We start from the raw sequence: 25,965 nt of genomic DNA, 5'->3' as shown, positions 1-25,965 counted from the left end.
ACCCGGGCGGGATGTCAACCTGGTCTCCGCGGTGGCGGCCGAGCACGGCGTCCTCCCGCTCTGTCGGCGACGAGCAGCCCCCGGCTCTGGGACCCGGCCGACCTCACGCCGCCGCCGTATCCGGACATCGCCTGGCCGTGGACCCGGCTGGACCGACCGGGCGGAGCTGCCGGGCCGGCCGTCCGATGAGTTGCGGCGGGTGTGCTGCGTTGCCGGCCACGGGGTTCGCTTAGGCTCAACATCATTTGCGGCGCGGGGTTGCGGAAGGCGGGACATGAGGCGTGACGAGCTGATCCGACCGGTGCCGGAGCTGTTACGGCGGCACGCCGAGGTGACCGGGCAGCGGATCGCCTACTCCGATTCCGTGCGCGGCGTCACCTACGCCGAGTTGGAGCGGCGCACGCGCTCCCTGGCCGCGCACCTCGTCCGGACAGGGCTGCGGCGCGGCGACCGGGTCGTGATCTGCCTCGGCAACCGCGTGGAGACGGTGGAGAGCTGCCTCGCCGTCCTGCGCGCCGGGATGGTAGGCGTTCCGCTCAATCCGCGGTCCTCCGACGCCGAGTTGGCCCACTTTCTCCGGGACAGCGGCGCCGCGTTCGTCATCACCGACGCCGCGCACCTCGCACAACTGCGGCGCCTGGGAGCGCCGTACGACGGCCTGGGCGCCTTGGTCACCGGGAGCGGACCGGTCCCGGACGGCGCCGAATCGTTCCGGAGCGCGGCCGAGAGCAGCGCAGACGCGGAGATCGACACGCTCGGCCTCGACGATCCGGCCTGGATGCTCTACACCTCCGGCACCACGCACCGGCCCAAGGGCGTGCTGTCCACGCAGCGGGCCGCGCTGTGGTCCGTGGCCGCCTGCTACGCCCCGATCTTCGGTCTCTCGCCGGACGACCGGCTGCTCTGGCCGCTTCCGCTGTTCCACAGCTTCAGCCACTCGCTGGCGATCCTGGGCGTGACGGCCGTGGGCGCGAGCGCCCGGATCGCCGGGGACCTGCTGCCGCCGGGCGGTCTGCGGCAGGAGCTGCTCACCGCGCACGCCGGGCCCTTCACCTTGCTGGCCGGCGTCCCCGCGACATATCACCAGCTGCTCGACGGGGGCGGCGAGGCCCCGCCCGCGCTGCGGCTGTGCCTCGTGGCCGGCGCGCCGAGCGGTCCCGCACTGCGCACGGCGGTGGAGGAGACCCTCGGGGCGCCGCTCCTGGACGCGTACGGCAGTACCGAGACCTGCGGCATGATCGCGGTGAACCGTCCCGAGGGGCCGAGGGTCGACGGTTCCTGCGGGCCGCCCGTTCCGGGCATGGTCGTGCGCGTCGTCGACCCGCTCGGCGGCGAGGACGTCCCGGACGGGTCCGAGGGCGAGGTCTGGGTGCGGGGGCCGGGCCTGATGACCGGGTACCACGAGCAGCCCGAGGCGACGGCCGCCGCGCTGCGGGACGGCTGGTACCGCACCGGCGACCTCGGGCGCCGTGTCGAGCACGGGCATCTGCGGCTCACCGGCCGGGTCAGCGAGCTGATCATCCGCGGCGGCGAGAACATCCACCCGACGGAGATCGAGCAGGCGCTGGCGCAGTGCCCCGGTGTGTCCGAGGCCGTGGTCGTGGGGGCGCCGCACGACGTGCTCGGCGAAGTGCCGGTCGCCTACGTCGTACCGGGTCCGGAGGGGTTCGACGCACGGCAGGTGCTCGCCGAGTGCCGGTCCCGGCTGGCCGACTACAAGGTGCCGGCCGAGATCCGCGAGATCGCCGCCGTCCCGCGTACCGCCTCCGGCAAGATCGCCCGGCACGAGCTGGCCGCCCCCGCCCCGGCCGCGACCGACACCGCCCCTGCCGCCCTGCGGGAGCGGCTTGTGCCCCTCTCGCAGGGCGACCAGGAGCGCGCGTTGCGCGAAACGGTGCTCACCGAAACGGCCGAGGTCTGCCGGCGTGCACCGGGCGATCTGCCCGGCGCGGACAGCCCGTTCACCGATCTCGGCATGACCTCCGTCGGCGTCGTCGAGCTGGTGGACCGACTCGGCGCGCTGACCGGTCTGGACCTGCCGTCGACGCTGGTCTTCGACCACCCGACACCCGCCGAAGTGGCCCGGTACCTGCGCGGGGCGCTCTTCGAGGGCGGGCCCGTGGGGCATCCGCAGGCGTACGGCGGATGGGGCCGGTCCGGCGAGGACGACGATCCCGTCGTGATCGTCGCCATGGGCTGCAGGTATCCCGGTGACGTCAACTCCCCCGAAGACTTGTGGGAGTTGGTGGCGCAGGGGCGGGACGCCGTCTCGGAGTTCCCGGCCGACCGCGGCTGGGACCTGGACGCCCTGTACGACCCCGATCCCGACCGGATCGGCAGGTCGTACACGCGACACGGCGGGTTCCTGCACCGGGTCGCGGAGTTCGACGCCGGGCTGTTCGGGATCTCGCCGCGCGAGGCGCTCGCGATGGATCCGCAGCAGCGGCTGCTCCTGGAGACGTCCTGGGAGGTGTGGGAACGGGCCGGGATCGACCCGGCGTCGGTGCGCGAGAGCGACACCGGTGTGTTCGTGGGCGTGATGTACGGCGACTACTCCGCCCGCCTCACCCGCTCCCACGAGCTGGAGGCGCACCTGGGGCTGGGCTCGGCGGGCAGTGTGGCCTCCGGGCGGATCTCGTACGTGTACGGTCTGCGCGGTCCCGCGATCACGGTCGACACCGCCTGCTCGTCCTCACTCGTGGCGCTGCACTGGGCGGCGCGGGCGCTGCGCTCGGGCGAGTGCTCGCTGGCGCTGGCCGGCGGGGTCACGGTGATGGCGACGCCCAAGCCGTTCCTGGCGTTCAGCCGGCAGCGCGGGCTGTCGCCGGACGGGCGCTGCAAGTCGTTCTCGGCGGCGGCCGACGGCACGGCCTGGGGCGAGGGCGTGGGGCTCGTCCTGCTGGAGCGGCTGTCCGACGCGCGGCGGCGCGGCCATCCGGTCCTGGCCGTGCTCCGCGGCTCCGCCGTGAACTCCGACGGCGCGTCCAACGGGCTCGCCGCGCCCCACGGCCCGGCACAGCGGCGGCTGATCACGCGGGCGCTGGCGGACGCGGGGCTGCGCGCCGATGACGTGGACGCGGTGGAGGCCCACGGTACGGGCACGCGGCTGGGCGACCCAATCGAGGCGCAGGCCCTGCTGGCCACGTACGGGCAGGGCCGCGAGCGGCCGCTGTGGCTCGGGTCGGTCAAGTCCAACCTCGGGCACACCCAGGCGGCGGCCGGTGTCGCCGGCGTCATCAAGATGGTGCAGGCCCTGCGGCACGGCGAACTGCCCCGGACCCTGCACGCCGACTCGCCCACACCGCACGTCGACTGGTCGGCCGGCCGCGTGGAACTGCTGACCGCACCCCGGCCGTGGCCGGCCTCGGACCGGCCACGGCGTGCCGGGGTCTCGGCCTTCGGGATCGGCGGGACGAACGCGCATGTGATTCTGGAAGAGGCGCCGGGAAGCGAGACGCCTGTCTCGCCGGAGTCGGCTGACTCGCGGGAGACAGCCGCGACGGCTGCCGATCCCGGGCCGCTCTCCGCCGCCGTACCGTGGCTGATCTCCGCCGCCGACGAGACCGCCCTCCGCGCCCAGGCCCGGCGGCTGGCGGTCGCTGCGGCGAACCGGCCGGGCCTGTCGCCCACCGACATCGCCCACTCGCTGGCGGTGTCGCGCTCCGCCCTCCCCCACCGCGCGTTCGTGCCGGCCGGTGACCGGGCCCGGATGCTGGAGGCGCTGAACGCCTTCGCGCAGGGCCGGTTCGCCCCGGGAGTCGTCCGAGGACTGGCCGACCCGGAGATCCGTACGGCCTTCCTGTTCACGGGGCAAGGTGCCCAGCGCCCTCGGATGGGCGCCGAACTGCGTGCCGTCTTCCCTGTCTTCGCCGACGCCTTCGACGAGATCTGCCGTTACCTGGACGACCGTCTCCCCCGGCCGCTGAGCGCGGTGCTGTCCGCCGAGCCGGGCTCGCCGGAAGCGGCTCTGGTGGACCGTACGGACTTCGCACAGGCCGGACTGTTCGCCTTCGAGGTGGCGCTGTTCCGGTTGCTCCAGTCGTGGGGCGTGCGGGCCGACCGCCTTGTGGGCCACTCCGTCGGCGAACTGACGGCCGCGCACGTCGCCGGCGTGCTCGATCTGCCCGACGCCGCGACGCTCGTCGGCGCGCGCGGCCGGCTGATGCAGGCCTTGCCCGACGGCGGTGCGATGGTGGCGCTGGACGGGACGGAGGAGGAAGTCGTCACAGCGCTCGCGGGGTCTAAGGCGCAGGTGACCATCGCGTCCGTCAACGGGCCCCGTTCGGTCGTGATCTCCGGGGAACGGGACGCCGCGCTCGCGGTAGCGGCCGGCTTCGAGGCACGCGGCCGCAGGGCGGTACGGCTGCGGGTGAGTCATGCCTTCCACTCGCCCCTGGTGACGCCGATGCTCGACGAATTCCTGGGTGTGGCACGCGAGTTGACCTTCCGACCGCCGCGCATCCCGATCGTCTCCACCGTGACGGGCCGGCTCGCCGAGCCCGAGGAACTGTGCTCGCCCGAGTACTGGGCGCGGCATGCCCGGCTGCCCGTGCGCTTCGCCGACGCCGTGCACCGGCTCGCGGACGACGAAGTCCGCGTCTGCCTGGAACTCGGCCCGGGCCCCGTACTCACCGCGGCGGCCACCGACTGTCTGACCGAGGCACCCGCGAGCGGCTCCGTTCTCGCCGTGGCCACACGCGGCGGTGCGTACGAACCGGAGACACTCCTGTCGGCCGTGGCGCGGCTGCATGTGGCCGGGGCCGCGGTCGACTGGGCGGCGGTGTACGCGGGTTCCGGTGCGCGCCGTGTGGATCTGCCGACGTACGCCTTCCAGCGGCAGCGGTACTGGCTGGACGCACCGCGCCCGGCGACGGCCCACGCCGGGGACCTGCTGGGGCCGGCCTTCCCGGTGCCGGACACCGACCGGACGGTGCTGACGGGGTCGTTGTCCCTCGCGACGCAGCCCTGGCTCGCGGACCATGTCGTCGCCGGGAGGGTGGTCGTGCCGGCGACGGTGTTCGTGGAGATGGCCCTGCGGGCGGGCGAGGAGGTGGGCTGCGGGGCGGTCGACGAACTCGTGATGCCGGCGCCGCTCGCGCTGTCCGGTTCCGCGGGGGTACGGGTCCAGGTCGTGGTGGGTGCGCGGGACGACGACTCGGGCCGGAGGCCGGTGGACGTCTACTCCCGACCGGAGGAGCCGGGGCCGGAGGAGTCCGCGGCCCCATGGACCCGGAACGTCTCGGGACATCTGGGCCGGGTCCGCGCTCCGCGGGAGGAGCCGGCCCAGTGGCCGCCCCGGGGCGCCGAGTCGGTGGACCTCACCGGCGCGTACGCCGCCCTCGCCGACGCCGACCTGGCCTACGGGCCTGCCTTCCAGGGGGTCGGCGCCGTGTGGCGGCGCGGCGACGACGTCTTCGCGGAGGTCCGGCTGCCCGCGTCCGCCAGCTCGGAAGCGGACCGCTTCGGACTCCACCCGGCACTGCTCGACGCGGCGTCGCACGCGCCGCTGCTGGCCGCGTCCGCCGGCTCGGGCACGGTCCGGGTGCCGTTCGCGTGGAGCGGGGTGAGCCTGCACGCCTGGGGAGCCACGCAGGTGCGGGTCAGGGCGACGCCGACGGGCCCGGACACGGTCTCGCTGGTCTTGACCGACTCGTCCGGCCAGGTCGTGGCCCGCGTGGACGCGCTGACCACCAGGGAACTCCCCGCCGACCGGACAGACGGGGCCGATGTGACGGACGGCTTCGTCGGAAGGGGTCTGCTGCGGCCCGAGTGGGACGTCCTCGACGTCTCCGGTGACGCCGATCAGGGCGCGTGGGCCGTGCGCGGGCCGGACGAGCTGAACCTCGCCGGGCATCTGCCCGGCGGCACGGATCCCGATCTCGTCGCCGTCACAGCCGTCGCCCGTGCGACCGGCTGCGATCCGTTGCCGGCGACGCACGAGTTGACGGGGCGCGTCCTCGCAGCGCTCCAGGACTGGCAGGACGACCCGGGCACGGCCGGCTCACGGCTGGTCGTGGTCACGCGGAACGCCACCGGCCCGGTACCGGACCTGGCCGGTGCGGCGGTCTGGGGACTGGTGCGCACGGCGCAGTCGGAGCTGCCCGGTCGTGTCGTCCTGGTGGATGTCGACGGGCGGCCCGAGTCACTGCGGATGCTGCCGTCGGCCGTCGCCACCGGGGAGTCACAACTCCGGGTGCGGGACGGGCAGGTGACGGTTTTGCGGCTGGCCGCGGCCGGTGCCGCCCCAGGCGCGGGGGCTTCCTTCGGCCCGGACGGTACGGTGCTGATCACCGGAGGCACCGGCGCGCTGGGCGCGGAGCTGGCTCGTCACCTGGTCGCCGAACACGGCGTACGGCATCTGCTGCTGACCGGGCGCCGTGGGCCGCAGGCGCCCGGGGCGGCGGAACTGCGCACCGCCCTGGAGGAGTTGGGGGCCCGGGTCGGCATCGTCGCCTGTGACGCGGCCGACCGTGCCGCGCTGGCCGAGGTGGTCAAGCGCTGCGAGCCGCCGCTGACGGCTGTGGTGCACGCCGCCGGGGTTCTCGACGACGGCGTGCTGGACTCGCTGACCCCCGAGCGGATGGCGGCGGTGCTGCGGCCGAAGGCCGACGCCGCCTTGAACCTGCACGAACTGACCCGGGACCTGGGTCTTTCGGCGTTCGTCCTGTTCTCCTCCGTCTCCGGTCTGCTGGGCCGGGCGGGGCAGGGCAACTACGCGGCCGCGAACTCGTTCCTCGATGCGCTCGCCCTCCGCCGCGCCGCCGAGGGGCTGCCGGCGGTCTCGCTGGCGTGGGGGCCGTGGGAGCACACCGGGGGCATGGCGGCGGGGCAGATCCCCCAGCGCCCGCGGGCACGTGACCTGTTGATGGCGTTGTCCACCCGGCAGGGCATGGCCCTGTTCGACGCCGCGCTGGGCTCGACGGAGCCGGTCCTGGCGCCGATCCTGCTGGACCGGGCGGCGCTTCGGTCCGGCCGGATCGGTGCGGGGCACCTGCCGGCGCCGTTGCGCGGACTCGTCCGGCACAGCGGGCCGCCCGCCGTGACGACGGCCTCGAACTCCCCCGGCCGGATGCCGGAGCCGGGAACCTGGCGGAAGAGGCTGGCCTCGATGGCCCCCGGCGAACGGGAGCCGGCGCTCGTGGAGTTGGTGCGGGGCGACGTGGCCGCGGTGCTCGGCTACCCGGACGCCGAGACGCTGCCGGCCGGCAAGTCCCTCGCCGACCTGGGGTTCGACTCCCTCACCGCCGTGCAGATCCGCAACCGGCTGAGCACGGCGCTGAAGCTCCGGCTGTCGGCCGCGGTGGTGTTCGAGCACCGTACGGCCGAGGAACTGGCACGCCACCTGCTCGGCCTGCTGGACGACGAACCGGCTCCCGAGACCGCAGAAGCCGCCGACGCCGCCGGGGCCACCGGGCCCGAGCGGCCGGCGCACACCCTCTCCTCCCTGTTCCGGACGGTCAGTGCCGCCGGACAGCCGGTGGCGGCGATGCACCTGCTCGTCACCGCGTCCTGGGCGCTGCCCGCCTTCACGGCCGCCCAGGGCCGTGAGCACGCGCTGCCCCCGATCCGCCGCTCCTCGGGCCGCTCCGGTTCCGGACGGCCGACGGTCGTCTACGTCCCGGCCTACCATCCGTCGGTCGCCTCGGACGGCGGGGACTTCCCCCGCTTTCACCGCGCTCTGCAGGACGATCTGGAGGTCCTGGAGTTCCCGCACCCCGGGATCGGCGCCGGTGCGGCCGTACCCCAGGACCGCCACGCCCTGGCCCGCACGCAGGCCGAGAGCGTCCTGCGGCATGTCGGGGACGGGCCCTTCGTGGTCGTAGGGCGGTCGGCGGGCGGCAACGTGGCGCACGTGGTGGCCCACGAGCTGGAGGCCATGGGCCGGGCACCGGCGGGCCTGGTGCTGCTGGACACGTACCACATATCGCCGGACAACAGCGGCAAGGACTGGCTGCTGTCCCTGGCCGCCCCGCCGGCGCAGGACACCGGACAGCCCCTCGTCGCCGGGGACGACGACAGCGCCCTGGCCGCGATCGGCGCCTACAACCGGATCTTCCTCGGCTGGGACCCCGAGCCGGTCGCCACGCCCACGCTCCTCGTCCGCGCGCTGCGGCCCACGCCCGCCATGGCGGCCTCGGCCGGCGCGGACGACTGGCGGACGTCCTGGCCCGCGGCGCACGATGTCGTGGACGTCCCCGGAGACCACCTGACGATGATGCGGGAACACGCGCGGACGACCGCGTCGGCGATCCGCACCTGGATCGACGCGCGAACGGTGAAGCGGGACCGGTGAGTTCCCACCCGGCTGCGGCACTCGCCGGCCGTCGTCGTGGGCGCGCCCAGCCCTCGGGCGACGGCGGTGTGCCGTCGGCGAGCGGACGCGCTGTCAGTGGCCGACGGCGGCCAGGGCGGCGGCGTACTGCTCGCCGGTGACGGGCTCCAGCCAGGTCGTGCCGTCCCCGTCCTCGTCGCCGACGACCATGGCGATGTGCGCCATGAGGCTGGTGTCGGTGGCACCGTGCCAGTGCTCCTCGCCGGGCGGGCACTTGACGGTCTCCCCGGCGGTGATCCGCACCACGCCGCCGTCGCGGGTGCCGACCAGACCGACGCCGTCGGTGACGTACAGGACCTGGCCCTTGGCGTGGGAGTGCCAGTTCGTCCGGGCACCGGGCGTGAACCGCACCAGCGCGGACGCCAGGCGGGCCGGGTCGGAGGGGGCCTCGATCATGTTCAGGTAGACCTCGCCGGCGAAACGCTCTGCCGGGGCTTTGACGGTGGGGGTTTGCGTGATGTGTTCCACGACTGTTCTCCTTGCTCCGAAGAAGTGGCCGAGTGCGGGCGGGCCGGGCGTCACGAGGCTCGCTCGTCGGCGGTCTTCTTCAGCTGGGTGACGGCGGTCATGGCGTTGGGCCAGCCGGCGTAGAAGGCCAGGTGCGTGATCGCCTCGGACAGCTCTTCCACCGTGAGCCCGTTCTCCAGCGCGACACCCAGGTGGTAGGGCAACTGCTCGCTGCGGTACAGCGCGGCCAGCACGCTCACCGTCACCAGGCTCCGGTCCCGCGGGGACAGCTCGGCACGTTCCCATACGTCGCCGAAGAGCACGTCGTCGGTGACCTCGACGAGCTTCGGCGCGATCCGGGCCAGCTCCTGAGGCGCGGACTGCTTCGGCATCTCATGACTCCCTGCGATGACTTCGCGTACGTTCCGGTGGATCCGCGGATCCACCGCCTTCGAGGAAACCGCGGGCCGGCCGGGCGGGGAAGGCACGGTCGTTCCAGGTACCGACAGGACCCCCCTCATCCGCACCGGCCGCCCTAGCCTGGAACCCGTGAGTACCGAGAGCGACATCCGCGGGTTCCTCGCCTCCCGGCGCGCGAAGATCACCCCGCAGCAGGCCGGCCTGCCCGCCCACGGAGGCAACCGGCGCGTGCCGGGGCTGCGGCGTGAGGAGGTCGCGCTGCTCGCCGGGGTCAGCGTCGACTATTACGTCCGTCTGGAGCGCGGTCACCTCGCCGGGGCGTCAGAGGAGGTCCTCGACGCCGTCGCGGGTGCTCTGCGGCTGGATGACGCCGAGCGCGCCCACCTGTACGACCTGGCCCGGGCCGTCGCCAGGCGTCCCGCCCGCCGCACGAACCGCGCCCGCGGCCCGCTGCCGGACAGCGTGCTGCGTGTCCTGGACTCCATGTCGGACTCCCCGGCCTTCATCCGCAACGGCCGTCTGGACATCCTCGCCGTGAACCGCCTGGGGCGCGCGCTGTACGCCCCCCTGTTCGAAGACCACGGCGCTCGGACGGTCAACATCGCCCGCTTCCAGTTCCTGAACCCCGCGGGCAGGGACTTCTTCCCCGACTGGGAGCAGTCCCTCAACACCACGGTGGCCCTGCTGCGCACGGAGGCCGGGCGGGCCCCCGGCGACACCGAGCTGACCGGGCTGATCGGCGAACTCGTCACTCGCAGCGAGGAGTTCCGCACCGCCTGGGCCAAGCACAACGTGCGCCTGCACCACACCGGCCGCAAGGCCTTCCGCCATCCGGCCGTCGGTGAGATCACCCTCGACTTCGACGCGATGGAACTGCCCTCGCAGCCGGGCCTGACCCTGACCGCCTATTCCGCCGAGCCCGCCGCCCCGGACCACGACACCCTCCGGCTGCTGGCCGCGTGGGCGTCCACCGAGGACGCCTCGGCCACCTCCGACCGCGGCTGAACAGCGCCCCCGGTCACGGCACATCGCCACCCGGAGCGCGGACTACCCGTGAACCCGCGGGACCTGGGGTCGTATAGGTTCGGCGACGGAATCGTCACGCGGGAGGCGCCCACCCATGCATACGCCGCCATGGCCCCTGGAGTGGAGCGGACCGACGGACCAGCCGTGCGGATCGGCGCTCTCGTTCCGCTGGCCCGGCCCGGCTGGGTCGAGGCGGGCCGGCACCTGCTCGCCGGGCTCGAGCTGGCCGTCGATGAGGTCAATGACGCGGGCGGGATCGCCGGCAGGGCTCTCGAGCTGGTGGTCCGGGACACCGCGGCTGATCCCGAGAGGGCCGCGGCGGCCGTGGACGAGTTGGCCGGCCTGGGCGTGGCCGCCCTGGCCGGGGAGTATCACAGCGTGGTCGCTCGCGCCGCCGCCGCCAGGGCGGACGCGCTCGGGCTGCCGTTCCTCTGCTCGTCGGCGGTTCTCGACACGCTCACCGAACAGCCGACGGAATGGGTCGCGCGCCTCTCCCCGCCGCAGTCCCGGGGCTGGCGGGTCTACGCGGACTTCCTCCTCGGCGCGGGCCACCGCCGCATCGCCGTGGCCGCCCAGCCGAGTGTCTACTGGGCCTCCGGGACCAGCATTCTGCGGGAGCACCTCACCACGCGCGGCGGCACCGTCATCGAGCTCGACATGAGCGTGCTCACCCCGGCGGCCGTCTGCGACGAACTCGCCGGTCATGGCGCGACAGCGCTCCTCCTTCTGGTCGGCCATCCGGAGCCGGCCGTGCCGATCGTCCGGTCCGTCCGCCGCGACCAGCGCCTCGCCCAGGTCATGATCGGTGCTCCGGCCGGGCAGCCGGAGTTCACGGAATGGGCGACGTCGCTGGGCGACGACGGCGCCGCGATCCCGTTCCTGCGCTACCGGCCCGAGCGCCTCGGCCCACTCGGTGCACGCGTCGAGACGACCCTCCGCGAACGCCTGGCCGAAGCGCCCTCCTTCGTGGCCTTCGAGGGCTACGACACGATCGCCGTCCTCGCCGGCCTGCTGCGTACGCACGGCACGGACCGGGCGCGCACGGCAGCGTCCTGGCCGCGCGTGGACGTGGCGGGCACCCGCGGTCGGATCCGGTTCTCGCGCGTGCCGGGCATCAACGTGTGGCAATGGGCCGTGCCGCCGGTCCACGTCGTCGACCGAGACCCGGTGGATCCCGATCGCTTCCGGATCCTCCACACCGGTTGAACGCCTCAGGCTTCGTCCACCCTGGTCAGGGCTTCGGTGATCATGCGGGTGGCGAAGTCGCGGTCGTCGGTGATTCGGTTGATGTGCTCCGCGAGCAGGAAGGCGGTGGCTTCCAGGGCATTCATCTCGTCCATGGTCCAGTCTCCGTACTGCTTGCGCCACAGACTGGGGCTCAGGCCGGTGCCCGCCGCGACGACCAGTCCCGCCATGGTGGGGATGGCTTCGGGACGGACGCTCCTGGGCATCATGCGCATCGTGGCCACGAGGTTGGGCACGACGCACTCGATGACGTCCTTGTCGTGGTCCTCGTAGGCCATCCGCAGCCACTGCATGAACATGTAGATGAGCGTGCACGCGCCGTCGAGGATGTCGTCGACCCCGCGCGGCCCCAAGGACGCGGCGAACTGGTCGGTCAGCGCCTGTTGCTCGGCGTCGGTCCCGGACCTGCCGTCGTGGATGGCCTTGAGCCGAGAGTCGATCATCATGAGTGCTGCGCCCACATCTCCGGCGGGAGCGTGCTCGGGGCCGCAGGGCGATGACACAGGTTTCCTCCTCGGTCGACCGAGAGCGGCGCGGCGTGTGCGTACAGTAGCCCGCTGCGGGCCGGCGGGTCCGGCGAACCGCGACGACGGGCCGCCGGTGTCAGGAGTCGCGTGGGGCGACCAGGCCGGATTCGTAGGCGAGGATCACGAGTTGGGCCCGGTCACGGGCGTGGAGCTTGGTCATGGCCCGGTTGATGTGGGTCTTCGCGGTGAGCGGGCTGATCACCAGCCGGTCGGCGATCTCGTCGTTGGACAGGCCCCGCGCGACCAGGACCACGGCCTCGCGTTCACGGCCGGTCAGCTCCTGAAGCGCCGAGCCGGTGAGGGCGAGGGGCGGCTGGGTGACGTACCGGTTGATGAGCTTGCGGGTGATCGAGGGGGCGAGCAGGGCGTCGCCGCGCGCCGCGACGCGTACGGCGTGCAGGAAGTCCTCCGGCATGATGTCCTTGACCAGGAATCCGGCGGCGCCGGCGCGCAGCGCGTCGAACACGTACTCGTCGAGGCCGTAGTTGGTCAGGATGACGACGTGCACCCCGGCCAGGTCCGGGTCCGCGGCGACGCGCCGGGTCGCCTCGATGCCGTCGACGACGGGCATCTGGATGTCGACGAGCGCGACATCGGGCAGGTGCTCGCGGGCGAGTTCCAGGCCCGCGCCGCCGTCGGCGGCCTCCGCCACCACCTCGATGTCGTCCTCCAGGTCGAGGAGCGCGCGGAATCCGCTGCGGATGAGCGGCTGGTCGTCGACGAGCAGGACCCGGATCATGACGCCCCGTCCAGGGGGAGTTCGGCCTGGACGGTGAAGCCGCCCTCGCCGCGCGGCTCCGCCCGCAGCCGGCCGCCGAGGGCGGTGACGCGCTCACGCATGCCCTGGAGCCCGACGCCGGGCGCCGGCGCGACGGCCGTGGTGGCCTTGCCGTCGTCGTCTATACGGAGGGACAGGGCGTCCGGACGGCAGTCGATGCGGACCGAGGCCGTGTCGGCGTCCGCGTGCCGGGCGATGTTGGTGAGCGACTCCTGGACGATCCGGTAGACGGTCCGGCCGACCGCGGCCGGCACGTCGTGCCGCTGTCCCTCGATCGTCAGGGTCGCCTTCAGACCCGTTCCGCCGGCCCGTTCCACCAGGTCGGGCACGTCGTCGAGGCCGCGCGGCGGGGTCGTGTCGTCGTCGCGCAGCGCCTCCAGCGTCACGCGCAGCTCCCTGGCCGCCTCGCGGCCGGCCTCCCGGATCGCCAGCAGGGCCTCCGGTACCTCTTCGCCTCGTCTGCGCGCCACGTGGACGGCCGCGTCGGCCTGCACCTTGATGACCGAGATCTGATGGGTCAGAGCGTCGTGCAGTTCCCGTGCGATGCGCAGCCGTTCCTCGTCGGCGCGGCGTCGTGCGGTCTCTTCCCGGGTGCGTTCGGCCTCGTCCGCCCGCCGCTCGGCCTGCCGCAGCGCTTCCCCGGCGGCCCCGGCGGCGATCAGCCAGGCGATTTCGAGGGCGCCCCGGGCCCGCGCGAACGCCTCGCCCGTGTCGTGGAGTCCCGAGGCGAGAGCGGCGAGCGGGAGAGCGCCCAGCACGGTCAGGCTCGCCGCGACGGCGGCGGCCCGGTGTCCCGCCCGCACGGCCGCGTACACCGCGAACAGATAGGCGACGGCGGGCACATCGAAGCCGGCCGCCTGATACGCCACCGCGCACAGCCCGGTGACGGCCAGGACGGGGACCGGAGCCCGGCGGCGCGCGGCCAGGGCCAGCCCGCCGGCGGTCAGCAGCGCGTACCCGAGCATGTCCCGGTCCGTGGCGGAGGGTTGCCCGGACACGCCCGTGACCAGCAGCGTCCCCGCCACGCCCACGGCGATGACCCAGTCGCCGACAAGAGCCCGGACCCGGGTCTCACCTGCACTCATGCACGCACCCTAACCGGCCGCCGCCCCGGGCGAGTCCGCCTCGCGGGCGAGTGGCCGGCTACCGCACATGCGGTACGCGCACGCCTCCGTGCGGCTTTCGCGGCAGGCCGCTGCGGCGTCGGCGGCAGTGCGAAGTGTCCGCGTCCGCCGGACGACCGGGGCCGGCCCGGGCGGACATGCTCGGACGGCATCCGGTCATGGGAAGAGAAGGAGCATCTCGATGTCTGCTCATCACGTGTTCGCCGCCGCCGTCTACGACTCCGGTCCCGGGCGCCTCGGAGCCGCCACGGGCGCGCTGCTGGGGCTGGCCGGCCTCGTCGTCGCCGGTCTGGCCCTGGCCCGCCCGGCCGGCCGAATCGGCTCCGTCAACCCCTCTCTCGTGGCCGGGGCGGCCATGGCGGCGGGGCTGACCGGCCTGGCCCTCGGCGGGCTGGTCGCGGCCACCGCCGACGGTGGTATCGGCACCGGCAACGGGCTGGGCGGGGCCTATGTGGCGATGCTGGTGGGGCTGATCGCCACGGTCCTCGGCGGGCTGGTCCTGGCCCGCTCGCGCCGCACGGGAGCGGGCGCGAGCGTACGTCCGGGTTCCTGAGGAGCCCCGCGGCGCTTCAGGAGTGCAGCCCCGTCAGGGAGAGGAACTCGGCGCGTGAGCGGGCGTCGTGGCGGAGGGTGCCGAGGAGGGTGGAGGTGAGCGTGCTGGAGCCCGTGGCCTGGACGCCGCGCAGGGTCATACAGCTGTGCTCGGCCTCGATGACGACGCCGACGCCCTTGGGTTCGAGATGGGCCTGGAGCCAGTCGGCGACCTGCTTGGTCAGGCGTTCCTGGACCTGGGGCCGGCAGGCGAAGTGCTCGACCACGCGGGCCAGTTTGGACAGGCCGAGGATGCGGTGGCCGGGGAGGTAGCCGACGTGGGCGGTGCCGGTGAAGGGCAGCAGATGGTGCTCGCACACCGAGCGCACCGGGATGCTGCGGGCCAGCACGAGCTCGTCGTAGCCCTCGTCGTTGGGGAAGGTCGTCAGGTCGAAGGGGCGGGGGCTGAACAGCTCGGCGTAGGCACGGGCCATACGGCCGGGGGTGCCGTGCAGGCTTTCGGTGCCGGTGTCGAGGCCGAGTGCGGCGAGGAAGCTCGCGGCGGCGCGTTCGGCTTCGGCCAGGTCTATGCCGTCGGTGTCGTGCACGACGCGCAGGGGCTTGGGGGCGGGTGCCGACGCCTGCGGGCGGGGGATGCTCGCGGAGGGGGCGGGCAGGTCGTCGCTGCCCGATGTGCGGCTGCCCGACGCGTGGCTGGTGATCGATCCGGCGAGGTCCATGACGTGCCTCTCGTGTGACGGGGGAAGGGGCTGGCGGGCGGCGAGTGGTGGGTCAGGGACTCGCGGTCGCGGGCGGGGCGGGAACCGGCTCCAGACGGACACAGCAGTGGCCGGGGCTGGGCGCCAGGCGGGCGTGGAGACTGGTGTCCTCCAGCCCGTCGAGGACGCCGCGGAGCAGGTGGAGGTTCATGCCGCACACCGTCTGGGTGTGTTCGCGGGCGAGCGCGTGGAAGGGGCAGTTGCCCAGCACGATCGCGTCCCCGTCGAGGCGGGGCTCGAACCCGTGCTCCTCCAGGAGGTCGAACACTCCTGGGCCGCTCTGCCCGGCGAGCCGTGCGCCGAGGCGGTGGGCCTTTCGGTGCAGGACGGCGCGGACCGGTTCGCCCGTGGCCTCGGATTCCTCCAGGGCCTGGGCGAGGAGCCGTCCGGCGAGCTCGTAGTGGCGCTCGGGCAGGCTGACGGTGACCTGCTTGGCGGAGCGCTTGTAGAGCTTGGCCGGCCTGCCCGCTCCGGGACCGGTGCGTCCGCTGCGCCGTTCGTAGACGACGTCGAGGAGCGCTTCGTCGGCCAGGCGGTCCAGGTGGAAGGCCGCGGTCTGGCGCGCCAGGCCCAGAGCGGTGGCGGCTTCGTCGCGGCTGACCGGCCCCGGCTGGCGCACGACGTGGTCGTACAGACGCCTGCGGGTCGGCTCGTCCAGGGCGGCGACCGCGGAGACGTCGGGGTGGGGTGCTTCTTTCGGGTGATCCACGAACACCAGTGTAAAACCCATGGGCATTGACTAAAGAAGCCGCCCGCGCTTCTATTGTTGGTGAGAGTTGCCGATAGAAGGAACGGTGCGCCATGACGTCCACCACCCGCCCCTCCCGGTCCGTCGCGTCCCGGAGGGCTGAGCTCGGCGATCCCGGCTACCAGGCGTTCGTCATCCTGCGCGTCGGGTTCACCGTGGCGCCGATCCTGTTCGGGCTGGACAAGTTCGCCAACCTGCTCGTGGACTGGCCCAAGTACCTCGCGCCGTGGATCAACGACATCGTGCCCGGCAGCGCCCAGGACGCCATGTACGCCGTGGGCGTCGTCGAGATCGTCGCCGGTCTCGTCGTCGCTCTCGCCCCGCGCTTCGGGGCCTGGCTGGTGGCCGGATGGCTGGCCGGGATCATCGTCAACCTGCTGACCATCCCGGACTACTACGACATCGCGCTGCGCGACTTCGGTCTCCTGCTCGGCGCGGTCGCCCTCGCCCGGCTCGCCCAGCGCTACCACGGCGAGCGGCAGCCGCACTGACAGGGCGGCGCGCACGGACGGGGGAAGGCGGGTGAGCATCGAGCTCACCCGCCTCTCCCGCGCCCGGTCCCCCGGCCGGGTCAGGTACGGACGGACGGCTGCCGGTACGGGGTGCGGTGGTGGAGCCCGATCGCCACCGGGGCGGCGGTGAGGACGGAGGAGTACGTACCGACCACGAGACCGATGAGCAGAGCAAGGGCGAAGTCGGTGAGCGAGGACCCGCCGAGCACGGCGAGGGCGGTGAGGATGAACGCGGCGCCCATGCCCGTGTTCACGGTCCGGGGCAGGGTCTGCGCGATGGCCCGGTCGGTGAGGTCGGGCAGCGGCGCACCGGGGGTCCTGCGGGCGAGTTCCCGCACACGGTCGAAGAGGACCACCGAGTCGTTGACCGAGTAGCCGATGACGGTGAGCAGCGCCGCCAGGAACACTCCGTCGACGGGCCTGCCAAGCCAGGCGAAGACGCCGACGAGGATCACCACGTCGTGTGCGAGGGCGACGACCGCCGCCGTGCCGAACACCCACCGGAAGCGTGCCGCGAGGTAGACGAACTGGGCGCCGAGCGCCACGGCGAGCGCGATCAGGGCACCGCGCCGCAGCTCCTCGCCCAGACTGGGGCCGACCAGTTCGTCACGGACCTTGTCGGCCCCGCGCGCGTGATCGCGCACGGTCCCGGTGACCTCCGTCTCCTCGGCGTCGGTCAGCGGATCGGTGCGCACCGTCAGGCCCGTTCCGCCGGAGGACTGCACGACGGCCCGGGGGAATCCGGCGTCGGCGAGGGCGGTGCGGACCCGGTCGGGATCGACGGGGCCGGTGGTGGAGTACTCGATCAGGCGGCCACCGGTGAACTCCACACCGAGGTCGATGCCGCGCACCGCGATGCCCGAGCCGGCCAGGACCAGCGCGGCGGTCGACACGGCCAGCCAGCGGCGTGGCCGGTGCATCAGCCGGGGGGCGCGGCGGGTGAGGCGGTCGCGGACCGCGCCGGTGGTGGCGATGCCGGTGAGGCGGGGGCGGCGGCGTACCCGGAGGGGGCTCACGGCGGCCTCGGCGAGCACGCGGGTGATCACCAGAGCGCTGAACATGGAGCCGAGCACCCCGATGCCCAGGGTGACGCCGAAGCCCCGCACCGGCCCGGAGGCGAGGAAGAACAGCAGGGCGGCCGCGATCAGCGTGGTGATGTTGGAGTCGGCGATCGCGCTGAAGGCGTTGCGGAAGCCGGCCGCCAGCGCCGAGCGCGTACTGGGCCGGCGGCGGGCCGCGTACTCCTCCCGGGCCCGTTCGAAGACCAGCACGTTGGCGTCCACGGCCAGGCCGATCGCCAGGACGAAACCGGCCAGGCCCGGCAGGGTCAGGGTGGCGCCGAGCGCGGCCAGGGCGGCGTAGGAGACGAGGCCGTAGCAGACCAGGCCGACAGCGGCCAGGACACCCATCAGCCGGTAGACGCCGATGATGAACAGCGAGGTCAGCGCGGTGCCGATGGCCGCAGCCCAGGCACTCGCGGTGATGGCCTGCGCCCCGAGCGTCGGGCCGACGGTGCGCTGCTCCACGGTCTCGACGGGCACGGGCAGGGCCCCGCCGTTGACGAGCAGGGAGAGCTCCCGGGCCTCCTCCGGCGTGAAGGAGCCCGTGATCTGCGTGGCGCCGTCGCGGATGCCGGTCCCGCAGGCGACGGACGGCTCGACCTGCGGCGAGGAGATGACCTTGTCGTCGAGGACGATGGCCACACGCCGGGCCGGATCGCCCGCCGGGTGGCAGGCGGCCTCACCGGTCAGCCGGGCCCAGCCGGCGCGGCCGTCGCCCTCGAAGCCGACGGTGACGTGCCATCCGGCTCCGCCCTGCTGGTCGAACCGGGCGGCGGCCTCCTTGACGTCCTCTCCGGTCAGCGCGGCGGCCCCGAGACGCAGCGGCGTGCCGGACTCGTCGGGCAGGACGTGCTCCCGGGGCCGCTTCGGCAGCGGCCGGGAGGACTCGTCGGTGCGGTCGACGGCCTGGTCGGCGGTGCCGAGCACCGGATGGAAGGTGAGTTGTGCGGTACGGCCCAGCACCTCGGCCGCCTTCTCCGGGTCCTGCACGCCGGGCAGTTCGACGATGATCCGGTTCTCACCGGAGCGGACGAGGGTGGGTTCGGCGACGCCGAGTCCGTCGATACGGCCGCGCAGTACCTCCAGGGTGCGGTCGGTGGCCTCACGGTCGGCGTCGGTGGTGGGGGTGGAGCGGGTTTCCAGCACGAGCTGCGTACCACCGCGCAGATCGAGTCCGAGGCGGACCGGCACGGTGACGGCGATGTAGAGGGACAGGGCGATCACGGCGAGGGCGAGCAGCGCCCTCACACGCACGGAACGGTTCAACGGGGGCCTCCGGCAGGCGCGACCACGACCACGCGGACGCGGCCGGGGTGCTGTCGAGGAGAGGGAGGGAAAGGGGGGTGTCAGATGCCGGAGGCCGCAGGGGGTGCCCGACCGCGGTCACGGAGTGCGTGGGGATCCGAGCAGGGGGTGTGCACGGCCGGTGCGGGGGCCCGCGCGGCGCTGACGGCTGGGGCGACGTCAGTGCCGGTGGGGCGGGTGGCGGGGTGCCCGCGGGGGCCGGGATGCTCGCTGTGGGGCTCCGGGCGGGTTGCCACGCGGACGGCGCAGACGGCGTCGCATCCACCGCCGGCACGCGGCCCGTGGGCACCGACGACGTCACACCCCTCGCCGACGCTCGGCCCCCAGGCCCCGACCGTGTCGTACCCCTCGCCGGCGCGCGGCCCGTGGACACCGACCGTGTCGTACCCCTCGCCGGCGCGCGGCCCGTGGGCACCGACCGTGTCGTACCCCTCGCCGGCGCGCGGCCCGTGGACACCGACGGTTTTGCATCCGGCGTCGGCGGAGGGCCCGTTGGCCCCGACGGCGCCACAACCGTCGCCGGCGCGCGGCCCGCTTTCAGAGACGGTGTCGCACGGGCCGCCGGTGCGCGTCCCGTGGGCACCGACGACGTCACACCCATCGCCAGTGCGCGACCCGCCGGCACCGACGACGTCACACTCCTCACCGACGCTCGGCCCCCAGGCCCCGACCGTGTCGTACCCGTCGCCGGTGCGCGTCCCGTGAGCACCGACGACGTCACACCCATCGCCAGTGCGCGACCCGCCGGCACCGACGACGTCACACCCCTCGCCGACGCTCGGCCCACAGGCCCCAACGGCGTCGCACCCGTCCCCCGCCCCCGGGCCGGTGTCCCCGTACCAGCCGGCCCCTGCCACCGCGGCGGCCACCGGCTCGGCCGTCGTGCCGGGCGGCGGACCGGCGATGCCGAGTGCGGTCAGCAGTGCCAGGAGGACGGCCGCCAGGAGCGCGACTGGGCGTCGGGCGCCGCCGGTAGCGGGGGCGGTGCGCGCGATGCGGTGCATGCACCATCCCTCTTTCATGGTCGTGCGCCCCGGCGGCTCAGGCCTCGATCAGGCCGGCGCGGATGGCGTACCGCGTGAGTTCCAGGCGGTCCCGCAGGCCGAGTTTCTGGAGCAGGTTGGCGCGGTGCCGCTGGACGGTCTTGATGCTGATGAACAGCAGGTCGGCGATCTCCTTGGAGGAATGCCCCTCGGCCACCAGCTTGAGCACCTCTTCCTCGCGGGGTGTCAGGATCTGGTCGGGCGTCTCCTCGCCGTGGCGGGCCCGGTCGAGGTAGTTGCGGATCAGCGCGGTGACCGCGCCCGGATACAGGAACGGCTCGTCCCGCATCGCGGCCCGGCACGCGGCGACCAGGTCCCGGTCGGCGACGGACTTCAGCACGTACCCGTTCGCACCGGCCTTCAGGGCCTGGAAGAAGTACTGCTCGTTGTCGTGCATCGTGAGCATCATGATCCGCAGGCCCGGCTTGAGGGCGGCCAGTTCACGGGCGGCCTGGAGGCCGGTCAGACGCGGCATGGCGATGTCCAGCACGGCCAGGTCGACGTCGCGGGTGCGGGCCATCTCGATGGCCTCGGCGCCGTCCCCGGCCTCGGCGACCACCTCGAGGTCCGGTTCCCGGTCCAGGATGAGCCGCACGCCGCGGCGCACCAGCGCGTGGTCGTCGGCGAGCAGGATGCGGATCGTGCTCGTCCCCGTCGTGGCGTTCGTGGTCGTTTCGGGCATGGTCAGGGCTGCTTCCTGGACACGGGCGCGGTGAGCTGGACCCGGGTGCCGGTGTCGGGTGCCGGGGTGATCTCGAGGCTGCCTCCGACGAGCAGCGCCCGTTCGCGCATGCCGCGGATGCCGGCGCCTTCTCGGGGGGCCTCGACACCGCAGCCGTCGTCGGTGACGGCCAGCACCACCTGGTCGTCGGTGCGGCGCAGGGCGACGGTGACCTGGGTGGCGTCCGCGTGCCGGGCGACGTTGGTCATCGACTCCTGGGCGACGCGGTACAGGACCAGTTCCGTCTCCGGCGCCAGGGCCGGCAGGTCGGCATCGAAACGACGGGTGACCTGCAATCCGGTGTGGGTGGCGAAGTCCTCGGTGAGCGAGATCAGCGCGCTGACCAGACCCAGGTCGTCCAGCACTCCGGGCCGCAGCCTGCGGGCCAGCCGGCGCACTTCGTCCAGGCTCTCCCGGGTGATCTCCTGCACCTCGTGCAACTGCTCGCGCAGCGGCGGCGGTGCCTCGTCCGAGGCTCGCTTGAGCTCCAGCAGGATCGCGGTCATGCTCTGGCCGACCTCGTCGTGGAGTTCCTGCGCGATGCGGCGCCGTTCCGCCTCCTGGGCCAGCAGGGCCCGGGCACTGCTGGTGGCCCTCTCGTGCTCCAGCCGCTCCAGCATGGCGTTGAACGTACGGATCACCTCGTTGATCTCGCCGCCGCCGGACGCGGGCAGGCGCTGGCCGGGACGCAGCAGGTCCACGGTGGTCATCAGCTTGGTCAGCCGGCCCAGCGGGGCCAGGCCGAGCCTGAGCAGCGCGGCGTTGGCGACGAGCATGACGACCAGCCCCCCGACGAGGATGACCGCCTCGGTGAGCAGAACGGGCACGGAGACGGTCACCGGGGCCCACAGCAGCAGGGCCGTGGCTGTGCCCAGTACCACGGCGTTGAGGGCGAAGATCCGCCAGAACAAGGACACCGGCCCTCCGCCTCTCCTGGAAAACCCCTGGAAAACCTCGGTTCACCTCCATCATCGGGCCGTGCGCGGCGGCCCGTCGATGGGGCCCGGCCCCCATTTCCCAGGTCGCGCGCCACTCACGACGCGACCGCGTGGATCCCCCGCCCCGGCACAAATGGGCCCCGCGCCCGATGGGTATCCGCCACCGGTCCGGCCAGGGTGGAAGACACACGAACCCGCCCAGGTGTGCCGTATGCCGCCTGTGCCGCCGAGAAAGGGACCGATCATGTCGCTCGATGTCACCCGGGCCGAGCCCCACCTTCACGACGCCCGTCAGCGGCTGGAACATGCCCGCACCTCGCGCCTGGCGCAGCTGCAGGCCCTCGACGAGGCCGGGCCCAGCGCGGACGACGATCACCTGCTGGCCGTGCAGAAGACCGCGATGGAGCGGGTCCTGAAAGAGATCGACGAAGCTTTCACCCGCGTCGAGGACGGCACCTACGGAACGTGCCTGGGCTGCGCCAAACCCGTCCCCCCGGAACGCCTGGAGATCCTGCCCTACACCCGCTACTGCGTCGCCTGCCGGCGCCTCGCCACCTGACCGACCGACTGCCCGACGCCCGTACCGACCTCCTACGCCCTGCCTCAAAAGGGGTGACGTGGTGACCCACCAGACCATCGGCGGGAGCACGGCCCATCTGTCGGCCGACGACCTCGCCGCGCTGCGCGACAACCTGCACGAACAGCGTCTGTTCCGCCAAGAGCAACTGCGTCAGCTCGCCGGGCCCGCCGCCTCCCGTGCCGACGACCGGCGCGGGCGGCAGACCGCCGCGCAGGTGGAGGTCCGCGTCAAACTCGCGGCGTCCGCCCGTATGGTCCTCGCCGACGTCGAAGCGGCTCTCGCCCGCATGCAGGAGGGCTCCTACGGCACCTGCCAACTTTGCCGGCGCCCCGTCGACCGGCGACGGCTGATGATCGTGCCGCAGGCCCGCTACTGCGCCCGCTGCCAGCAGGTGAAGGAGGCGATCCCCTGACCGGCGCACACAATCGACGACACAGAGCCCCCGGCTACGACAGCTGCCAGGCAGGCCCGCGATGTCACGGCTCGTCCGTCAGTAGATGGGTGCTGCGGATCCCGGCCCCGGTATCCCGAGAGGGCGCCGGGGCCGCACACTGGACGGTCGAACGAACCGACGACCGGGAGCCGTCTCATGAACGCACCCTCGGCCGCCGTGGCAGGCGCGGCCGCCTTCACCTGGCTGGGCATGGTCCTGGGCATCTCGTTCCTGGAGGCACCCCTCAAGTTCCGCGCGCCGGGCGTGACCGTCCCGCTGGGGCTGGGCATCGGCCGGCTGGTCTTCCGGGCCCTCAACATCGTCGAGTCGGTCCTCGCCGTGGTCGTCGTGGCGGCCGTGGCGACCGGCTCGCCCAGCGTGTTCGTCGCGGTGTGCACCGCCTGTGCGGTGACGTTGCTCGCCGTGCAGCTCGCGGTTGTCCGCCCGGTTCTCAACCGCCGCACCGACCGGGTGCTCACCGGTGAGGATCTCCCCCGCTCACGCGCCCACGTCATGTACATCGGCCTGGAAGTCCTCAAGACCGTGGGGCTGATCGCCCTGGGGACGGCGGCCCTGGCTGCGGCGTGACAGCGGTTCGGGTCCCCCGTCGATTCAGCTCCGGGGCGGCTCCTTCACGAGTTCGCCGGCGATGCGCGCGGCCCATGCCTCGATCTGACCGAAGTCGCGGAAGTCTCCGCCCTTTCCGGAAGAGAGGATCTTCCGGGCGATGAATCCCTTGGCTCCCTCTTCGAGGCGGCCGCCGAACGTGACGTGCTCCCGGGCGTCGAGCCGGATCATCGCCCGTCGGACGCCGGGAACGGGCGGGATGTCGCGTTCCGAGGCCGACGGGTCGAGGGGGCCGCTGCTGAAGAGCCACAGCGGACGCCGGGCCAGCTCGCGGGCGTGACGTCGCACGAAGCGGCGCGCGTCCTTGTGCCAGCGCCCCGCGTACAGGCCACCGCCGACCACCACGGCGTCGTACGACTGCACGCTCGCCACGGCGCGGGCGGGCATGGCCTCGGCCGTCAGTCCCTGCCTGCGCAGTACGTCGGCGATGGCCTCCGCGATCTGCGCGGTCGATCCGTTCGTCGTCCCGTAGGCGACCAGCACCCTGCTCGGCATGACGGTCCCCTCCTCTCGCAGCCTTCGTAACCATCCCTCAGGAACACCGTGCACGGCGGCTTGCCCGGCCGCACGCGCAGCGGTGGCCTCGGCCACGCGGCTGAAGGCCGGATTCCGCACCGTGTGAGGGCCGAGCGGCGTCCTCATCGACGCCCGCAGGGAGGACCCGGCCGAGGTGCTCAAGCAGCACGGCGGCGCCCACGCGATCGGGGTTCTGATCGCAGGATGTGGCCGGGGAGGGAGACGGAGCAGAGACCGCAGAAGAAGGAGGAAGTGGCCGGTCGGCCCCGAGCTGACCCCGCCCCCGCCGTTCATGCGCGAGGTGCGCGGGCAGCTGCTGCGTGCCGGCGTCCCGGCCAGGCAGACGTGGTCAACGAGGCGGCTGAGACGGCAGGGCATCAGGGTTGACGCCCTCGGCCTTGGCGGCGTCGGCGAGGGCCGCGGCAGCGGCTTGCGCCGCCTGTGCCGTGTCGTCGGCGGCCTGGGCGGCCATGTCGTCCGAGGGCTTCGCGACGGTGGCCGGCGACGGGGGCAGTACCTCGGTGAAGGCGCGGGACATCCCCTGGAGCGCGGCGGTGATCTCGCTGGGGATCACCCAGAAGTTGTTGCCCGAGCCTTGCGCCAGCTGGGGCAGCGTCTGGAGGTACTGCCAGGCGAGCAGCTTGGGGTCGGGGTCGTTGCGGTGCACGGCCTGGAACACCTCGTCGATGGCCCGGGACTGGCCCTCGGCCTGGAGGATCGCGGCCGTTCGGTTTCCCTCCGCACGCAGGACGGCGGCCTGCTTGTCGCCTTCGGCGGTGAGAATCTGCGACTGGCGTTGTCCCTCGGCTCCGAGGATCGCGGCTCGCTTGTCCCGCTCGGCTCGCATCTGCTTCTGCATCGCGTCCTTGATGGACTGCGGGGGGTCGATGGCCTTGATCTCCACCCGGTTGACCCTCAGTCCCCACTTGCCGGTGGCCTCGTCCAGCACGCCGCGGAGCTGGCTGTTGATGGTGTCCCGTGAGGTGAGGGTCTTTTCCAGGTCCATGGATCCCACGACGTTGCGCAAGGTGGTGACGGTGAGCTGCTCGACCGCCTGAAGGAAGTTCGCGATCTCGTAGAAAGCCGCTCGCGGATCCGTGACCTGGAAATACAGAACGGTGTCGATCTCGACGACCAGATTGTCCTCGGTGATGACCGGCTGCGGTTTGAAGGAGACGACCTGTTCGCGTAGGTCGATCACCGGATGAACCCGGTCGATGTAAGGGATCACGAGGCTGAGGCCGGGTGTCAGGGTCCGGTGGTAACGGCCGAGCCGCTCGACATTACGAGCGCGTGCCTGGGGCACGATACGGACCGCCCGCACCACGGTGAAAACCGCGATCAGCGCGACGATCAGGCCGGCAATCAAGAACGCCGTGGTTTCCATGGTTTCAGTCCCGGGGGTAGACGATCGCTGTCGCGCCGCTGATCTCCATGACGTCGACGGTCTTTCCAGCAGGAATGACCAGCGTCTCGTCGTAGGCGCGGGCCGTCCACTCCTCGCCGTCGATGCGGACCCTGCCGCCCAGTCCCGTCACCTCCGAGACGACATAGGCAGCCCTGCCGACCAGTGCGTCGACGCCGAAGCGCTCTGTTGGGGGCTGGAATACGTGGCGCAGTGCGATGGGGCGTACGAACAGCACGGTGACTGTGGCGACGACGGTGAACACCAGGAATTGAAACGGCACCGGCAGCCCGAGCGCGGCGGACCCCGCCGTGACGAACGCGGCGGCACTCAGCATTCCGAGTGCGGCCGTGAGGGTGAAGATCTCCGCTGCGGCCAGCACGGCCGCGATGATCAACCAAATCAACCATGGGTCCATTGCGTGCCTCTTCTGACCGGCTCTGCGCGGAGAGCCTGCTTCTACCATTGGACCCCCATCGGGACGGCGGCGATACCCCTGGGAAAGGAAATCCTGGACGGCGGGAGGGCGCGTATGGACATTCGGCAGCTGGAGTACTTCCTCGCGATCGTTGATCGTGGGGGATTCAACCGCGCGGCCTCGGCTCTGTATGTGTCGCAGCCGTCGCTGTCGCAGGCCGTGCGGGCTCTGGAGCGTGATCTGGGTTCCGAGCTGTTCCATCGCATCGGGCGCAGGGCAGTGCTGACGGAGGCCGGAAGGGCCCTGATCGAGCCTGCCCGGGAGGCCGTGCGCAGTCTTCAGACGGCGCGGGCCAGTGTCGCGGCGGTGCATGAGCTGCGTGAGGGGCGCCTGGATGTGGCGTCGATGCCGTCGCAGGCGGTGGAGCCGCTGACGACGTTGGTGAGTGC

Annotated in this window: 21 protein-coding genes and 1 pseudogene; 9 read left to right on the top strand and 13 right to left on the bottom strand. The window is 72.9% G+C overall.

Features of this window, described 5'->3' with window-relative positions; all coding sequences use genetic code 11:
- Positions 1 to 274: 274 nt before the first annotated feature.
- Positions 275 to 8,293: an SDR family NAD(P)-dependent oxidoreductase gene (locus ACFZDA_RS34155; RefSeq protein WP_391089140.1), complete on the top strand. Its 8,019-nt coding sequence runs from the start codon at positions 275 to 277 to the stop codon at positions 8,291 to 8,293.
- Positions 8,294 to 8,386: 93 nt separating this feature from the next.
- Here the strand turns inward: ACFZDA_RS34155 and ACFZDA_RS34150 are convergent, their stop codons facing one another.
- Both ACFZDA_RS34150 and ACFZDA_RS34145 read right to left on the bottom strand, forming a co-directional pair.
- Positions 8,387 to 8,800 carry a cupin domain-containing protein gene (locus ACFZDA_RS34150; protein ID WP_391089138.1) on the bottom strand — a complete coding sequence of 138 codons (414 nt, stop codon included), beginning with the start codon at positions 8,798 to 8,800 and terminating at the stop codon, positions 8,387 to 8,389.
- A 50-nt stretch (positions 8,801 to 8,850) separates the two neighbouring features.
- Positions 8,851 to 9,171, bottom strand: coding sequence for a carboxymuconolactone decarboxylase family protein (locus tag ACFZDA_RS34145; protein WP_391089136.1), 321 nt, complete (start codon positions 9,169 to 9,171; stop codon positions 8,851 to 8,853).
- 157 nt (positions 9,172 to 9,328) lie between these two features.
- Here ACFZDA_RS34145 and ACFZDA_RS34140 point away from each other — a divergent pair, with 157 nt between their 5' ends.
- Both ACFZDA_RS34140 and ACFZDA_RS34135 read left to right on the top strand, forming a co-directional pair.
- On the top strand, positions 9,329 to 10,204 hold the full coding sequence (locus ACFZDA_RS34140; protein ID WP_391089134.1) for a helix-turn-helix domain-containing protein: 876 nt from the start codon (positions 9,329 to 9,331) through the stop codon (positions 10,202 to 10,204).
- Positions 10,205 to 10,319: 115 nt separating this feature from the next.
- Positions 10,320 to 11,431, top strand: a pseudogene (locus tag ACFZDA_RS34135) (ABC transporter substrate-binding protein).
- A gap of 5 nt (positions 11,432 to 11,436) precedes the next feature.
- Here ACFZDA_RS34135 and ACFZDA_RS34130 read toward each other — a convergent pair.
- The 3 genes from ACFZDA_RS34130 to ACFZDA_RS34120 all read right to left on the bottom strand — a co-directional run bounded on the left by ACFZDA_RS34130 (position 11,437) and on the right by ACFZDA_RS34120 (position 13,860).
- Positions 11,437 to 11,973 carry a hypothetical protein gene (locus ACFZDA_RS34130; protein WP_391089132.1) on the bottom strand — a complete coding sequence of 179 codons (537 nt, stop codon included), beginning with the start codon at positions 11,971 to 11,973 and terminating at the stop codon, positions 11,437 to 11,439.
- 100 nt (positions 11,974 to 12,073) lie between these two features.
- Complete coding sequence (locus ACFZDA_RS34125) at positions 12,074 to 12,736, bottom strand: response regulator (RefSeq protein WP_391089130.1); 663 nt, start codon at positions 12,734 to 12,736, stop codon at positions 12,074 to 12,076.
- Complete coding sequence (locus ACFZDA_RS34120; protein WP_391089129.1) at positions 12,733 to 13,860, bottom strand: histidine kinase; 1,128 nt, start codon at positions 13,858 to 13,860, stop codon at positions 12,733 to 12,735. The genes ACFZDA_RS34125 and ACFZDA_RS34120 overlap by 4 nt, the downstream gene beginning before the upstream one ends.
- Before the next feature lie 220 nt (positions 13,861 to 14,080).
- Here ACFZDA_RS34120 and ACFZDA_RS34115 point away from each other — a divergent pair, with 220 nt between their 5' ends.
- Positions 14,081 to 14,452 carry a DUF6223 family protein gene (locus ACFZDA_RS34115; RefSeq protein WP_391089127.1) on the top strand — a complete coding sequence of 124 codons (372 nt, stop codon included), beginning with the start codon at positions 14,081 to 14,083 and terminating at the stop codon, positions 14,450 to 14,452.
- A 16-nt stretch (positions 14,453 to 14,468) separates the two neighbouring features.
- Here ACFZDA_RS34115 and folE read toward each other — a convergent pair whose 3' ends face one another.
- On the bottom strand, positions 14,469 to 15,170 hold the full coding sequence (gene folE / locus ACFZDA_RS34110; RefSeq protein ID WP_391089125.1) for a GTP cyclohydrolase I FolE: 702 nt from the start codon (positions 15,168 to 15,170) through the stop codon (positions 14,469 to 14,471).
- Between the two features lie 52 nt (positions 15,171 to 15,222).
- Positions 15,223 to 15,924 carry a helix-turn-helix domain-containing protein gene (locus ACFZDA_RS34105; RefSeq protein WP_391089358.1) on the bottom strand — a complete coding sequence of 234 codons (702 nt, stop codon included), beginning with the start codon at positions 15,922 to 15,924 and terminating at the stop codon, positions 15,223 to 15,225.
- A gap of 86 nt (positions 15,925 to 16,010) precedes the next feature.
- Between ACFZDA_RS34105 and ACFZDA_RS34100 the strand changes: the two genes are divergently transcribed.
- A complete protein-coding gene (locus tag ACFZDA_RS34100; RefSeq protein WP_391089123.1) occupies positions 16,011 to 16,448 on the top strand; it encodes a hypothetical protein in 438 nt (145 codons plus the stop codon).
- A gap of 80 nt (positions 16,449 to 16,528) precedes the next feature.
- Here the strand turns inward: ACFZDA_RS34100 and secD are convergent, their stop codons facing one another.
- The 3 genes from secD to ACFZDA_RS34085 all read right to left on the bottom strand — a co-directional run bounded on the left by secD (position 16,529) and on the right by ACFZDA_RS34085 (position 21,516).
- Entirely contained in the window at positions 16,529 to 18,796 is a 2,268-nt protein-coding gene (gene secD / locus ACFZDA_RS34095; RefSeq protein WP_391089121.1) for a protein translocase subunit SecD, read from the bottom strand.
- A 1,080-nt stretch (positions 18,797 to 19,876) separates the two neighbouring features.
- Positions 19,877 to 20,560 (bottom strand): response regulator, encoded by a 684-nt coding sequence (locus tag ACFZDA_RS34090; RefSeq protein WP_391089119.1) that lies wholly within the window; start codon positions 20,558 to 20,560, stop codon positions 19,877 to 19,879.
- A gap of 2 nt (positions 20,561 to 20,562) precedes the next feature.
- Positions 20,563 to 21,516, bottom strand: coding sequence for a histidine kinase (locus tag ACFZDA_RS34085; protein ID WP_391089117.1), 954 nt, complete (start codon positions 21,514 to 21,516; stop codon positions 20,563 to 20,565).
- A 265-nt stretch (positions 21,517 to 21,781) separates the two neighbouring features.
- Here ACFZDA_RS34085 and ACFZDA_RS34080 point away from each other — a divergent pair, with 265 nt between their 5' ends.
- The 3 genes from ACFZDA_RS34080 to ACFZDA_RS34070 all read left to right on the top strand — a co-directional run bounded on the left by ACFZDA_RS34080 (position 21,782) and on the right by ACFZDA_RS34070 (position 23,138).
- On the top strand, positions 21,782 to 22,096 hold the full coding sequence (locus tag ACFZDA_RS34080; RefSeq protein WP_391089115.1) for a TraR/DksA C4-type zinc finger protein: 315 nt from the start codon (positions 21,782 to 21,784) through the stop codon (positions 22,094 to 22,096).
- A gap of 58 nt (positions 22,097 to 22,154) precedes the next feature.
- Complete coding sequence (locus ACFZDA_RS34075; protein ID WP_391089114.1) at positions 22,155 to 22,529, top strand: TraR/DksA C4-type zinc finger protein; 375 nt, start codon at positions 22,155 to 22,157, stop codon at positions 22,527 to 22,529.
- 177 nt (positions 22,530 to 22,706) lie between these two features.
- The gene (locus ACFZDA_RS34070) at positions 22,707 to 23,138 is read left to right on the top strand and encodes a hypothetical protein (RefSeq protein ID WP_391089113.1); all 432 of its coding nucleotides are present in this window, start codon (positions 22,707 to 22,709) and stop codon (positions 23,136 to 23,138) included.
- A gap of 24 nt (positions 23,139 to 23,162) precedes the next feature.
- Here the strand turns inward: ACFZDA_RS34070 and ACFZDA_RS34065 are convergent, their stop codons facing one another.
- From ACFZDA_RS34065 to ACFZDA_RS34055, 3 genes are all read right to left on the bottom strand, one after another.
- A complete protein-coding gene (locus ACFZDA_RS34065) occupies positions 23,163 to 23,672 on the bottom strand; it encodes a flavodoxin domain-containing protein (protein ID WP_391089111.1) in 510 nt (169 codons plus the stop codon).
- A gap of 370 nt (positions 23,673 to 24,042) precedes the next feature.
- On the bottom strand, positions 24,043 to 25,080 hold the full coding sequence (locus tag ACFZDA_RS34060; protein ID WP_391089109.1) for an SPFH domain-containing protein: 1,038 nt from the start codon (positions 25,078 to 25,080) through the stop codon (positions 24,043 to 24,045).
- Positions 25,081 to 25,084: 4 nt separating this feature from the next.
- Complete coding sequence (locus ACFZDA_RS34055; protein WP_391089108.1) at positions 25,085 to 25,516, bottom strand: NfeD family protein; 432 nt, start codon at positions 25,514 to 25,516, stop codon at positions 25,085 to 25,087.
- A gap of 114 nt (positions 25,517 to 25,630) precedes the next feature.
- On the opposite strand from ACFZDA_RS34055, the gene ACFZDA_RS34050 reads away from it, so the two are divergent.
- Positions 25,631 to 25,965: LysR family transcriptional regulator (locus ACFZDA_RS34050; RefSeq protein ID WP_391089106.1), on the top strand; the 335-nt coding region annotated here is incomplete at its 3' end.

The organism is Streptomyces sp. NPDC007991 (genome assembly GCF_042958445.1).
Lineage (GTDB): Bacteria > Actinomycetota > Actinomycetes > Streptomycetales > Streptomycetaceae > Streptomyces.
The sequence above is the reverse complement of the archived record's forward strand: the minus strand, read 5'-3'. Positions and strand labels throughout refer to the sequence as shown.